This window comes from Cryobacterium sp. CAN_C2 (genome assembly GCF_015751745.1).
Taxonomy (GTDB): Bacteria; Actinomycetota; Actinomycetes; order Actinomycetales; family Microbacteriaceae; genus Cryobacterium.
In genome coordinates, this window is record NZ_JADOUX010000010.1 from 1 (window position 1) to 13,610 (window position 13,610).

The window sequence follows — 13,610 nt, forward strand, 5'->3', positions numbered from 1 at the left end:
CGGAAATATTCGGTGGCCCCGAAACGCGCTACTCGCCACATCACCCCGTGGCCCCGAACGTCAATAACACTGGCCCCCACGAGCGCAAATACTCAGTGGCCCGCATCAAAACCCGGTAAGCGCCTTTTGCAGAGCCTCAGATGAATCGTGCGTCTGCGATGAGATCAGCAGGATTCGTCCCCGCACCGACAACGCCCATTCACCGTCCATTGGAAGTACGTAGACACAGGCGAGTCCACGGCCGAAGGCTTCTTCGGCTGCTCTCGCAATATCGGGATAGCGAGATCCCAGCGGTTCTGGGGTCATGATCCGCATCCTCCACTCAACGAGGCCTTCGGCCGTCAGCGTCGACGGAGCCGCGAGAGATTTCCAATCGAGCGGCTCCGGGATCTCCGCGGCCAGAACAGAATCGTCAAGTGCAGCCGAGTACATGGCCCATACGCTGTCCCAGGCTGCAACCCAAATCTGAGCGAGGCGCTGGCGTTCCGTCGGCGATGCCGGCGATTCGGTTGTCACTAATTGAGGGCTCGCAGCTGGTACGCCGCCCAACTCCTCGAGGCCCCACACCGCGCGTGCGTAAATCAGGTGCTCTGATTCCGAGTCGCTGTAGAGAAAGATTGGGCCCTCACTGGGCGTGTAATCCGCATCCTCGCGAATGTCGATCCGATCGATGTACTGCACGGTGCCATCCCTCCATCGTTTGGAACTTATTACTACCTGTTCCCTCTGCGAGGCTAACGAGGAGACGTCCCAGAGGGAACATCAATGTTTCGCCGGAAGCCCGTTCTGGCGCTCTCGATGCGCATAGTCAAGTCCAGCATAGACATGCTCTCTAAGGTCATTCATAGGGGCAAGCCATAGGGCCGACCTCGGCCGTCTTGATCGTGCTGATCGTGCTGATCGTGCTGAACGTGCTGAACGTGCTGAACGTGCTGAACGGTAGTCAGGGCCAGAGGAGGATCGGTCCGGATATTCGCGCCAAGAGGGCGACCACAGAAGTAACGCGAAGTCGGGTCTGACCAGTATTGGAACGGTGGTTGGCGCTAAGCCGTAGCTCCAGGTCATTAGCCACGCCGTCGACGTCGACTGGGACCCTTGGGGTCTCAGTTCCCACCCTCAACCGATGGGTCCCCGCGACCGACCGCTGAAACTGCGCCTTACCGTACTCTGAGCTCCTTTTTCTCAAGCGCCCCAGATGGCCCGAACTCGGGCGTTAGCGTCGGATATTTCACTTTTTCACAAGCCACCCCTACCCGGCGGAAAGTGGGATGAAGTTGGGCTCGAAACCGAGGGATACCATGCGGCTTTGCAGTCGTTTCTTGGCGCGTTCGGGGATTGTTTTGTCGTAATGATCGACGCCGAATTCTTCATAAGCGACCCCGTCGTGGAGCCTGTTCCAGACGATGACGAGCAGGGTGTGTTGGAGTGCGCCGACGGCGCTCGGGGCGCCGGTATGGGATTGGATGCGCCGGTATTTCACTGCAAGATACGTCGTTTTCGACCGGGACACGGGCAGCGTAGCGATTACCAGTGCGGCTCTGAGGTAGTGGTCGCCGGGGCGGGTCTGGGTGGATTTGGTACGTCCGGCGGACTCGTTCCGGCTCGGACACACTCCCGCCCACGATGCTAAATGTCCCGCCGTGTCAAAGACCTTCATGTCGACGCCGGCTTCGGCGATGATGACGTTGGCGACATTTGTCGAGATCCCGGGAATGGTCATCAGCAGCTCCCGGGCGAAGGAAAAAGGTTCCAGCACCGTGTCAATGCGGGCGTAAAGGGTCGTGAGGGTCGCCTCGATCTGGTCGATACGGTCCAGGTGCAGCTTCACCTTGAAACTTCTCAGGAATGCGCAGGGCGGGGCCGTTGGAGTGGGAAGCGTTGTGGACTCAGGGTCGACCTTCACCAGCTGGTTTCCGAACCGTGAGGCTCCCGAACCGTGGGGCGCCGACGCCCAATTCGAAGGATGCGACCAGATAGCATTGCGGAATGTATCTGATTGGGCTGACGGGCGGGATCGCGTCGGGCAAGAGTACCGTGACGAAGCGACTGGCCTCCTGGGGCGCCGTGGGTATCGACGCCGACCAGCTGGCCCGTGAAGTGGTTGAACCCGGCACGCGTGGCCTCGCCGCGATCGCCGCCGAATTCGGCAACGATATCCTGCTGGCCGACGGCACGCTGAATCGACCAGCGTTGGGCGCCGTCATCTTCACCGACCCGATCCGGAGGGAGCGGCTGAACGCCATCACGCATCCGGCGGTGCGGCAGCTCACCCGTGACCGGGTTGCAGCCGCAGCAGCCGCCGACCCGCACGCGATCGTCGTCTACGACGTCCCGCTCCTGGCCGAAGCTATCGCCGGCGGCCTGGTCACGTTTGATCTGATCGTCGTCGTGCAGGCCGACGCCGAAACCCGAATCCAGCGCATGGTGCAGTTGCGCGGCCTGACCAGGGAGGAGGCGACGCACCGCATCTCCGCGCAGGCGAGCGACGCGGACCGCCTCGCCCTGGCCGATGTCGTCATCGACAACACCGGCACCGTCGACGCCACCCTGGCCCAGGTCGACGCACTCTGGGAACGGGTGCGCGCGGCTGAAGCCGGCGAGAGCGCCCCGAGCAAAGACATCCGCTCGCCGCAGTCAGCCCGCGAAAGCTGAGTGTCAGACCCCCTTTGTAGAATGGAATCATGGAACCAACGCGCTCTGTGAACCCGTTTGAAGTCGTCAGTGAGTACACGCCGAGCGGCGACCAGCCCACTGCGATCGCTGATCTGGCTGCCCGCATCAATGCTGGCGAAACCGACATCGTATTGCTCGGCGCCACCGGCACCGGTAAGTCGGCGACGACGGCTTGGTTGATCGAGCAGGTGCAACGTCCGACGCTCGTTCTGGCCCACAACAAGACGCTAGCGGCCCAGCTGGTCAACGAGTTTCGCGACCTCATGCCGAATAACGCGGTCGAATACTTCGTCTCGTACTACGACTACTACCAGCCGGAAGCCTACGTTCCGCAGACCGACACGTTCATCGAGAAGGACTCGTCCATCAATGAAGAAGTCGAACGGCTACGGCACTCCACCACCAACTCGCTGCTGAGCCGCCGCGACGTCATCGTGGTGTCGACCGTGTCCTGCATCTACGGCCTCGGCACCCCCGAGGGCTACCTCGAAGCCATGATCGCGCTGCAGGTCGGCCAGAGGATCAGCCGGGACTTTCTCGTTCGTAAATTCGTCGCGATGCAGTACAAGCGCAATGACGTTGATTTCTCCCGCGGAAACTTTCGAGTGCGCGGCGACACCATCGAAATCATCCCCATGTACGAAGAACTTGCCATCCGTATCGAATTGTTCGGCGACGAGATCGAGGCGCTGTACAGCCTGCACCCGCTCACCGGCGACATCGTCAAGAAACTTGACGCGGTCTCCGTCTTTCCCGGCTCGCACTACGTCGCGAGCGACGACGTCATGCGCCGGGCGATCGGCACCATCCAGATTGAACTTGCCGAACGCTTGGGGGTGCTCGAGCGTGAGGGCAAGCTGCTCGAAGCCCAACGGCTGCGCATGCGCACCACCTTCGACCTCGAGATGATGGAGCAGATCGGCTTCTGCTCCGGCATCGAAAACTATTCCCGGCACATTGACGCACGCGAACCGGGCGAGGCCCCGCACTGCCTGCTCGACTATTTTCCCGACGATTTTCTGATGGTCATCGACGAGTCGCACGTGACCGTGCCGCAGATCGGGGCCATGTACGAGGGCGATTCTTCTCGCAAGCGCACCCTGGTTGACCACGGCTTCCGACTTCCAAGCGCGCTTGATAACCGACCGCTTAAATTTAACGAGTTCAAGAACCGGGTTGGTCAAACCGTGTACCTGTCGGCGACGCCGGGTAAGTACGAGATGGGTATCGCCGATGGCATTGTCGAGCAGATTATTCGCCCGACCGGGCTGATTGACCCGCAGATCATCGTCAAGCCGAGCGCTGGACAGATCGACGACCTGCTCGATGAGATTAAGAAGCGCACCGAACGCAATGAACGCGTGCTCGTTACGACGCTTACCAAGAAGATGGCCGAGAACCTCACGGACTTTCTCACCGAGGCGGGGGTGCGGGTGCGCTACCTGCACTCGGACGTCGACACGCTGCGCAGGGTGGAACTGCTCACCGAACTGCGAGCCGGTATCTACGACGTACTCGTCGGCATCAACCTGCTGCGTGAAGGCCTCGACCTGCCCGAAGTGTCCCTCGTCGCCATCCTCGACGCCGACAAGGAAGGGTTCCTCCGTTCCGCCACGTCGCTCATTCAGACCATTGGTAGGGCCGCCCGCAACGTGTCGGGCGAAGTACACATGTACGCCGACCGACTCACCGCCTCGATGGAGAAAGCCATCGACGAGACCGATCGGCGCCGCGAGAAGCAGGTCGCCTACAACACCCTGCACGGCATCGACCCGACCCCGCTACGCAAGCGCATCGGCGACATCACGGAGGCGCTCGCCCGTGAGGAAGCCGACACCGCCGAGCTGCTCGCCGGCCGTGACGCACGCCGCAAGAGTTCAACGCCCACGCGCCGGGTCGGCCTCGCCGCCAATGGTGCCAATGACCTCGAGTCGATCATCTCCGACCTCAACTCGCAGATGCTCGAGGCGGCCGGAGAGCTCAAATTTGAGCTGGCCGCGCGCTTGCGCGATGAGCTCTCGGAGCTCAAGCGCGAATTGCGTCAGATGGAGAAGGCCGGCCACCTGCAGTAGCTCCGCAGCGCCGAACCGTCGCCGAACCGTGAGTTTCGGCCCTGATTTTGTGGGCAACTGGTCCGAAACTCACGGGTCGGCGACGACTTCACCGGTCTACCGGGCCGGTTAGACCCTGGCTCAGCCGATCACGATCGCCTGGCTGAGCCTGTTGCCCTCGATGACGACCTCGCTGCTGGTCGGTGGAGTCAGCCCGCCCGCCACGGTCAGCAGGGCCGATTCACCCGAAGCGGATGACCCCATCACCGCGACGAGTTAGCCGCGCCTAACGGTGAGGTCGACCCCGGCCCGAGCTGTGATCGCGGTCTCGGCGCGACCGTACCGTATCGAGACGCCGTCACGACTCAGCAGCACGTCACCAGCACGTCGTCGGTCATGAGCGCCCCTGCGCTGCCGTCATATGCGCTGCGGGTGCCTCCGTTGAAGCAGCAGCCTTGGCCGGGCGGCCCCGCTTGGGCACCTCGGTGTTCAGGGGCAGGGGAGCGGCTGTTCCGGCGCCCACCGCGCGTGCCAGCCGGGCCTCGCAGTGGTCGAGCCAGCGCGCCTCTGACTCCGTTGCGAAGATGAGCGAGTCGATCACGAGCAGCCAGGCGAGTTGCTCAGATGATCCTGGGTCGGTGGTTGAGTTTTTCGTACGGTTCAGCTCCTGGAGCGTGCGCACTGTCGCGCTGCGCTGCACGTGGATCACGTGGGCGATGTCCACGCCCGGAAGCGTCACGGCGATCGCGAGCTTGATGGCGAGCTCGTCGCGGGTTGCCCTCGTGCGCACGACCGGGGAGCCGAGCCAATCGGCGACCTCTGCGCGCCCGGCGGCCGTGATCTCGACATAGTTCTGGCCACCGGCGTCGATATCGGCCTTCTGCACCAGGCCGTCCCGCTCAAGGCGGTCGAGCGTGTTATAGATCTGGCCGACGTTGAGCGGCCAGGTCGACCCGGTACGACGATCGAACTCGGCCCGGAGCTGGTAGCCGTAACACGGCCCCTGGTTCAGGATGGCGAGCAGACTCTGGCGAACAGACATACGGCCTCCGGCAATTCTTACGGCTAATAAGTACCGAGTATATACATACCCGGCAGCTAGACGTGTGATCTCGTGGCGCGTGTCTACGAAAGCGGGACTCGTTGCAACCGGGCAATGGCGGCACACGTGCCATGAGCGCAATCCGCGGATGAATGGCGCCTCCGGTACGAGACTGTCGGTGGCGTTGCATAGACTCGATGGGTGTCGATTACGAAGGTAGAAACAGGTCCGAAACTCAGTGTGCGCGGAGCCCGCGTACACAACCTCCACAACGTTGATCTGGAGATTCCGCGCGATTCGCTCGTCGTCTTCACCGGGCTCTCGGGCTCGGGCAAGTCGTCCCTCGCCTTCGACACGATCTTTGCCGAGGGCCAGCGCCGCTATGTGGAGTCGCTCTCGGCCTATGCCCGGCAGTTTCTCGGCCAGGTCGACCGGCCCGACGTCGACTTCATCGAGGGGCTGAGCCCGGCGGTCTCGATTGACCAGAAGTCAACCAACCGCAACCCGCGCTCCACGGTCGGTACGATCACCGAAATCTATGACTACATGCGCCTGCTCTGGGCCCGTATCGGCGTGCCGCATTGCGCTATCTGCGGCGAGGTCATCCAGTCCCAGACGGTGCAGCAGATCGCCGACCAGCTCATGGAGCTGAAGGCTGGCATCCGATATCAGGTGGTTAGCCCCGTCATTTCGCAGAAGAAGGGTGAGTTCGTCGACCTGTTCCAGGAACTCGCCGGCGGAGGCTACTCCCGCGCGATCGTCGATGGCACCCAGATCCAGCTGAGCGAACCGCCCGTGCTCAAAAAGCAGCAGAAGCACGACATCTCCGTCGTCGTTGACCGGCTCGTGGCCGGCCCCGAGCTGCTCAGCCGCCTCACCGACTCACTCGAAACTGCCCTTAAACTCACCGACGGCCTCGTGCAGATCAACTTTCTCGACGAAGAAGGCGACAAGGCCTGGCAGAACTACTCCGAGAAGTTGTCCTGCCCGAACAACCACCCGGTGCAGCTGACCGAAATCGAACCGCGCACCTTTTCCTTCAACGCCCCGTTCGGCGCCTGCCCGGAATGTTCCGGCCTTGGCACCCGAATGTCCGTTGACGAAGACCTGTTGCTCGGCGACCCCGATCTAAGCATCGCCGAGGGCGTCGTACTGCCCTGGACCACCCAGGGCAAAGGCCTGTTCCAGTACTACGAAAAGCTGCTCGATGGCCTCGCTCGCGATCTCGGCTTCTCCCTCGACACTCCGTGGGGCGATCTGAACGGTGAGGTGCAGAACGCCGTCATGCGTGGCGACAACTTTGAGGTGCGGGTCAAGTGGAAGAACCGCTACGGCCGTGAAATGAGCTACACCTCGGGTTTCGAGGGTGTCGTGCCCTACATCGAACGCCAGTACCTGCAGGCCGAGAGCGACACGCAGCGTCAGCGATGGGCGGAATATCTGCGCGAGGTCGACTGTCACGTCTGCAACGGCACCAGGCTCAAGCCCGAGGTACTCGCTGTGCTCGTGCACGAGCACAGCATCGCCGATGTCTGCGCACTCAGTTTGAGCGACGCCCGCGAGTTCATGGCCAAGCTGACCCTGACCGACCGGGAAGCGGTCATCGCCGCGCAGGTGCTGCGCGAAATTCGCGCGCGCCTCGACTTTTTGATTCGGGTCGGACTGACCTACCTCAACCTGTCCAGGGCCGCGGCGACCCTCTCGGGTGGTGAGGCGCAGCGCATCCGCTTGGCAACCCAGATCGGGTCGGGCCTCACCGGGGTACTCTACGTGCTCGATGAACCGAGTATCGGCCTGCACCAGCGCGACAACCGTCGCCTGATCGAAACCCTGGTCACCCTGCGCGACCTCGGCAACACGCTCATCGTGGTCGAACACGACGAAGACACCATCAAAACGGCCGATTGGATCGTCGACATCGGCCCGGGCGCCGGGGTCAATGGCGGTCACGTCGTGCACTCCGGCTCCTATAAAGGTCTGCTGGCGAACACGAAATCACTCACCGGCGACTACCTGGCCGGGCGCAAGTCCATTGCCACTCCGCAGACCCGCCGCCCGATCGACCCGGAACGCATGATCGGTGTGACCGGTGCGGAGGTCAATAACCTGCAGAAGGTATCGGTGACGTTCCCACTCGGCACCTTCACGGCCGTCACCGGGGTCAGCGGCTCAGGCAAATCGTCGCTCGTCAACGACATTCTCTACCGGGTGCTCGCCAACCGCCTCAACGGTGCCCGCAAGCTGCCAGGCAAGCACACCCGCGTGACCGGGCTGGAGCAGCTCGACAAGGTCATCCACGTCGACCAGGCGCCGATTGGCCGTACCCCGCGCTCCAACCCGGCCACCTACACCGGAGTGTTCGACAAGATTCGCACCCTGTTCTCCGAAACCATCGAATCAAAAACCCGCGGCTACCTGCCCGGACGGTTCAGCTTCAACGTCAAGGGCGGACGCTGTGAAGCCTGCTCCGGGGACGGCACGATCAAGATCGAGATGAACTTTCTGCCCGACGTCTACGTGGCGTGCGAGGTGTGCGGGGGAGACCGGTACAACCGCGACACGCTCACCGTGCACTACAAGGGCAAGAACATCGCCGAGGTACTGGACATGCCCATCAGCGAGGCGGCCGATTTCTTTGAACCGATCTCGTCGATCCACCGCTTCCTCAAAACTCTCGTCGAGGTGGGCCTCGGCTATGTGCGCTTGGGCCAGAGCGCCACCACCCTCTCCGGTGGCGAAGCGCAGCGGGTGAAGCTCGCCACTGAGCTGCAGCGTCGGTCCAACGGGCGCAGTGTGTACGTGCTCGATGAGCCCACCACCGGGCTGCACTTTGAAGACGTGCGCAAACTGCTACTCGTGCTCAACAGCCTCGTCGACAAGGGCAACACCGTCATCGTGATCGAGCACAACCTCGACGTGATCAAGTCCGCCGACTGGGTCATCGACCTCGGTCCCGAGGGAGGTTCCGGCGGCGGCAAGGTACTCGCCGTCGGCACCCCCGAGCACATCGCCACGGTTAAAAAGAGCTTCACCGGCACCTTCCTGAAGGAGGTCCTGGCTGCCGGCTAGGCGGCCGCTCGGCCATGTCTGACGCCCTGAGCTATCGCCCCAGAACGGGCGAGATTCCCACGACCCCGGGGGTCTACCGGTTTCGTGACGCAACCGGGCGCATCCTCTACGTCGGTAAGGCCAAAAACCTACGGGCGCGCCTGAGCAACTACTTCGCACCGCTGAGCAGCCTGCACGATCGCACACGACGCATGGTGACCACCGCGACCGGCGTGGAGTGGACCGTCGTCGGCACCGAGGTCGAGGCTCTGCAGCTCGAGTGGATGTGGATCAATGAGTTCGATCCCCCGTTCAACGTGCAGTTCAAGGACGACAAGTCCTACCCGTACCTGGCGGTGACCCTGGGCGACGAGGCACCGCGCGCCCTGGTCACCCGCACCGAGGGCATCAAGGGCGCACGCTATTTCGGACCGTACCCCAAAGTCTGGGCCGTGCACGAAACCATCGAGCTCATGCTCAAAGCCTTCCCCATCCGCACCTGTAACAATGCCAACTACAAGCGGGCGACGCAGAGCGGCAAACCGTGCTTCGCCGGCCAGATCGGGCGGTGTTTCGGTCCGTGCTCCGGCCTGGTGTCCATCGAAGATCACCGCAAAATCGTGAACAAATTTGTGAGCTTCATGGGCAGCCACGACAAGAAGCTCATCAATGAGCTCACCCAGGAGATGAAAGACGCCGCGGCCGCCCAACAGTACGAGATCGCGGCGAAGCGACGGGACCAGGTGCGGGCCCTCAACGCCGTGCTCGAGAAGAGTGCGGTCGTGCTGCGCGATAACGTCGACATTGACCTTTTCGCCGTCGAGCAAGACGAACTCGCGGCCGCCGTTCAGCTGTTCATTGTGCGCGGCGGACGCATTCGCGGTGTTCGCGGATGGATGGTCGACAAGGAACTCGACGTCACCATGAGTGAACTCATCGACTCCATGATGCAGACGGCCTACAACCACGACACCAGACCGCCGCGGGAGATCGTGCTCCCGGAGCTGCCCGACGACGCCGAAGCCCTCGAAGCCTCGCTGGCCGAGCTGGCCGGTCGCAAGGTGCGTCTCGTCGCTGCCCAGCGTGGTGAAAAGGCGGCCCTGCTCGTGACGGCCACCAATAACGCTAAACAGGCGCTCATGCTCTACAAGACGCGGCGGAGCTCCGACTTCGTGGCACGATCCAAGGCGCTCGAAGACATCCAGGACGCCCTTGAGATGCCGGCCGCTCCGCTGCGCATGGAGTGCTACGACGTGTCGCACCTGAGCGGCACCAATATCGTCGCGTCGATGGTCGTCTTCGAAGACGGGCTACCCCGCAAGGACGAATACCGCCGCTTCAATATTCCCGAATCGTCCGACGACACTGACTCGATTTACCAGATTCTGACTCGACGGCTTGCCTACTTGAAACCCGAGTCCGCGCCAGCGGATGCCGCAGGTCCAGCGCCGAGCGTCGTCGCCGCTGTCGACCCGACCGACATCGCCCAGATCGAGCACAAGCGCGCCAAATTCAAATACCAGCCGAACCTGCTCATCGTTGACGGCGGCCAACCGCAGGTTGCCGCCGCCAAACGTGCCCTCGCCGAGTCCGGCGTGACCGGCATTCAATTGTGCGGAATCGCCAAGCGACTGGAAGAAATCTGGCTTCCCGACTCCGACTACCCGGTGATCCTGCCGCGCAACAGTGACGCATTGTTTCTGATCCAGCGAATCCGCGATGAAGCACACCGGTTCGCGATTACGCATCAGCGCATCCGACGCAAGAAAGACATTTCCTCGATTCTGGGTGAAATCGCCGGACTCGGGCCGGCTCGGGTGAAAGTATTATTACAACATTTCGGGTCGGTGGCGCGACTCAGGGTTGCCTCCGTGGCGGAAATAGCGGATGTTCGCGGCATCGGCCCGGTGCTGGCCGAGTCGATCCACGCCCACCTGCGCGCCTGAAGGAACCGGAACGCCCCGGCGCTGGGTAGGCTTGATAGTCCACCCACTTCTCATTAAGGCGCTTTCAACGAATGACTACGGACCCCGACAAGCAGGAAGTGCTGATCGTTACGGGAATGTCCGGGGCGGGACGATCCACCGTCGCCAACGCCTTAGAGGACCTCGACTGGTACGTCGTTGATAACCTTCCACCGCAAATGCTGCGGCCGCTGGTCGATCTGGTCGAACGGGCCGGCGCCAACTTGCCCAGAATCGCGGCGGTTGTCGACATTCGGGGCCGCGACCTGTTCGGTGACTTTCTGGAGACCGTGCAGCAGCTGCGCAGCGGCGCCCAGGTGCAGGTGATCTTCCTTGAAGCCCGGGATGACGCGCTCGTGCGCCGTTTTGAATCCGTGCGTCGGCCGCATCCACTGCAGGGCGACGGAACGCTTCTCGACGGGATCGCGGCCGAGCGGTTCCGCCTACTTGCTGTTCGGGAGTCCAGCGACCTCGTCATTGACACCTCCGACCTCAACGTGCACCAGCTCGCGACGACGATCACCGAGCGGTTTGCCGCCGAGGGACGCGCGGGTGTGCAGCTGACCATCATGAGCTTCGGCTTCAAATACGGCATGCCGACGGACGTCGATCTGGTCGCGGATGCCCGCTTTCTGCCGAACCCGTTCTGGATCCCCGAGCTGCGCGCGCACACCGGCGTCGATCCGGAGGTGAGAGACTTTGTACTTGCCCAAATTGGTGCCCTCGATTTCATCGACCACTACGCCGCCGCCATGGCGCCGGTGTTGGCTGGCTTCCAGAGAGAGAACAAACGCCATGCCACCATCGGCATCGGGTGTACCGGAGGCAAACACCGCTCCGTCGCCATGGCCAGAGAACTGGCGTCTCGGCTCGAAAAACTTCCCGGCGTTGCGGTCAATATCAAACACCGCGACCTCGGACGCGAATAAGCGAGGCCGGGAGCAGCAGCCGCTGCTCCTCCGGGCTCTCACCACTCAGACCTAACGCAACGGATCAACAGAATGGAAAAGCGATTGGCACTCACCGCCGACGTTAAAGATGAACTTTCGCGCGTGGAGGTCTCCAAGACCACCGTGCGCGCGGCCGAACTGGCCACAATCCTCCGGTTCTCGGGCGGTTTGCACATGATCAGTAGCCGCATCGCGATCGAATCCGAACTTGATACCGCGATCCTGGCCCGACGGGTCCGTAAGGACCTCGCCGAACTCTACGGCGTGCGCAGTGCCATGCAGGTCATCGCCGCCACCGGCATCCGTCAGTCCAGCCACTACCTCGTACAGGTGATCGAGGGAGGCGAAACACTGGCACGTCAGACTGGCCTGTTGGATGCCCGCCGTCGACCGATTCGCGGTCTGCCGAACCGGCTGACCACCGGTTCGAAAGAAGAAATCGCCGCCGTCTGGCGCGGAGCGTTCCTCGCCCACGGTACGTTGACCGATCCGGGCCGCTCAGCGGCTCTCGAGGTCGTCTGCCCCGGCAACGAGGCCGCTATGGCGCTCGTGGGCGCGGCCGGACGCCTCGGTGTTGCGGCGAAGGCACGCGAGGTCCGCGGCGTGCACCGCGTCGTCATCCGCGACGGCGACGCCATCGGCGCGATGCTCGTGCACATGGGCGCGACCAACACGGTACTCAACTGGGAAGCTCTCCGCCAGCGCCGCGAAGTGCGCGCCACAGCGAATCGGCTGGTCAACTTCGACGACGCGAACCTGCGCCGCTCCGCAGAAGCTGCCGTCGCAGCCTGCGCCCGCGTGCAGCGGGCCATGGATATCCTCGGCGAAGACATCCCCAAGCACCTGCGTTACGCCGGAGACCTGCGCCTGAACTTTCGCGACTCCAGCCTCGACGAACTCGGCCACCACGCCGAACCGCCGATGACCAAGGACGCCGTCGCCGGCCGAATCCGACGCCTGCTCGCCATGGCCGACAAGAAAGCGATCGAACTCGGCGTCGAAGGAACCGACGTTGGCTATCCGGTTCACCCCGATGATGTGGCGCTCCTATAACGCTCAAGATCGCGAATTCTGTGGGTCGCAACGCCCGCGGGTAGACTAAGTGTCGCTTACAACGCCGCCGCACCCGGTGCGGCGGCAACACTCACAAGGAGATAAGTAATGGCCGAATACACCCTGCCCACCCTTGACTATGACTACGCGGCTCTTGAGCCCAGCATCAGCGGCACCATCATGGAACTCCACCATGGTAAGCACCACCAGGCGTACGTCACCGGCGCCAACACGGCACTGGCCCAGCTCGCGGACGCCCGCGATAGTGGAAACCTTGCCAACGTGAACAAGCTGGAGAAGGATCTCGCCTTCAACCTCGGCGGCCACGTCAACCACTCCATCTTCTGGACGAACCTGTCCCCGAACGGTGGCGACAAGCCAGTCGGCGAGCTCGCTGCGGCGATCGACGATCACTTCGGCTCTTTCGACAAGTTCCAGGCGCACTTCACCGCTGCAGCACTCGGCGTTCAGGGTTCCGGCTGGGCCGTCCTCGCCTGGGACTCCATCGGACAGCGTCTGATCATCCAGCAGTTCTTTGACCAGCAATCCAACTTCGCAGCCGGAACCGTTCCAGTTCTCATGCTCGATGTCTGGGAGCACGCCTACTACCTCGACTACCGCAACGTGCGCGCCGATTACGTCAAGGCTTTCTGGAACATCGCCAACTGGGCAAACGTGCAGGAACGGTTCACCGTCGCACGCGAGAAGACGAGCGGCCTCCTGCTCCTTTCGTAGCCTCCTGCTAGTTTCGTAGCCTGCTGGTGCCCCGAACGAATCGGGGCATCAGCGTTCCCCTCCCGCTTTACTTTCACTGCGCCCCGCGGCGCCT

At 62.7% G+C, this 13,610-nt stretch carries 12 protein-coding genes; 8 read left to right on the forward strand and 4 right to left on the reverse strand.

Annotated elements, in window-relative coordinates:
• Positions 1–105 precede the first annotated feature (105 nt).
• Positions 106–681, reverse strand: coding sequence for a hypothetical protein (locus IWX77_RS09480; protein ID WP_196844275.1), 576 nt, complete (start codon positions 679–681; stop codon positions 106–108).
• A 197-nt stretch (positions 682–878) separates the two neighbouring features.
• On the opposite strand from IWX77_RS09480, the gene IWX77_RS09485 reads away from it, so the two are divergent.
• Positions 879–1,019 carry a hypothetical protein gene (locus IWX77_RS09485; RefSeq protein ID WP_196844276.1) on the forward strand — a complete coding sequence of 47 codons (141 nt, stop codon included), beginning with the start codon at positions 879–881 and terminating at the stop codon, positions 1,017–1,019.
• Positions 1,020–1,249: 230 nt separating this feature from the next.
• Here IWX77_RS09485 and IWX77_RS09490 read toward each other — a convergent pair whose 3' ends face one another.
• Positions 1,250–1,828, reverse strand: coding sequence for a transposase (locus IWX77_RS09490; RefSeq protein ID WP_196844277.1), 579 nt, complete (start codon positions 1,826–1,828; stop codon positions 1,250–1,252).
• Positions 1,829–1,986: 158 nt separating this feature from the next.
• Between IWX77_RS09490 and coaE the strand changes: the two genes are divergently transcribed.
• Complete coding sequence (gene coaE, locus IWX77_RS09495; RefSeq protein ID WP_196844278.1) at positions 1,987–2,652, forward strand: dephospho-CoA kinase; 666 nt, start codon at positions 1,987–1,989, stop codon at positions 2,650–2,652.
• Positions 2,653–2,681: 29 nt separating this feature from the next.
• Entirely contained in the window at positions 2,682–4,745 is a 2,064-nt protein-coding gene (gene uvrB / locus IWX77_RS09500) for an excinuclease ABC subunit UvrB (protein WP_196844279.1), read from the forward strand.
• A gap of 120 nt (positions 4,746–4,865) precedes the next feature.
• Here the strand turns inward: uvrB and IWX77_RS17135 are convergent, their stop codons facing one another.
• Together IWX77_RS17135 and IWX77_RS09505 are read right to left on the reverse strand one after the other, a co-directional pair.
• Complete coding sequence (locus IWX77_RS17135; RefSeq protein ID WP_297413036.1) at positions 4,866–4,991, reverse strand: hypothetical protein; 126 nt, start codon at positions 4,989–4,991, stop codon at positions 4,866–4,868.
• A gap of 127 nt (positions 4,992–5,118) precedes the next feature.
• Entirely contained in the window at positions 5,119–5,766 is a 648-nt protein-coding gene (locus IWX77_RS09505) for a PadR family transcriptional regulator (protein ID WP_196844280.1), read from the reverse strand.
• Positions 5,767–5,967: 201 nt separating this feature from the next.
• Here IWX77_RS09505 and uvrA point away from each other — a divergent pair, with 201 nt between their 5' ends.
• The 5 genes from uvrA (at position 5,968) to IWX77_RS09530 (ending at position 13,516) form a co-directional block, all read left to right on the forward strand.
• On the forward strand, positions 5,968–8,835 hold the full coding sequence (uvrA, locus tag IWX77_RS09510; RefSeq protein ID WP_196844281.1) for an excinuclease ABC subunit UvrA: 2,868 nt from the start codon (positions 5,968–5,970) through the stop codon (positions 8,833–8,835).
• A gap of 14 nt (positions 8,836–8,849) precedes the next feature.
• Positions 8,850–10,760 carry an excinuclease ABC subunit UvrC gene (uvrC, locus tag IWX77_RS09515; RefSeq protein ID WP_196844282.1) on the forward strand — a complete coding sequence of 637 codons (1,911 nt, stop codon included), beginning with the start codon at positions 8,850–8,852 and terminating at the stop codon, positions 10,758–10,760.
• A 71-nt stretch (positions 10,761–10,831) separates the two neighbouring features.
• Complete coding sequence (gene rapZ, locus IWX77_RS09520; RefSeq protein WP_196844283.1) at positions 10,832–11,707, forward strand: RNase adapter RapZ; 876 nt, start codon at positions 10,832–10,834, stop codon at positions 11,705–11,707.
• Positions 11,708–11,791: 84 nt separating this feature from the next.
• Entirely contained in the window at positions 11,792–12,781 is a 990-nt protein-coding gene (gene whiA, locus IWX77_RS09525) for a DNA-binding protein WhiA (RefSeq protein ID WP_196844371.1), read from the forward strand.
• Between the two features lie 108 nt (positions 12,782–12,889).
• Entirely contained in the window at positions 12,890–13,516 is a 627-nt protein-coding gene (locus tag IWX77_RS09530; protein WP_196844284.1) for a superoxide dismutase, read from the forward strand.
• Positions 13,517–13,610 lie beyond the last annotated feature (94 nt).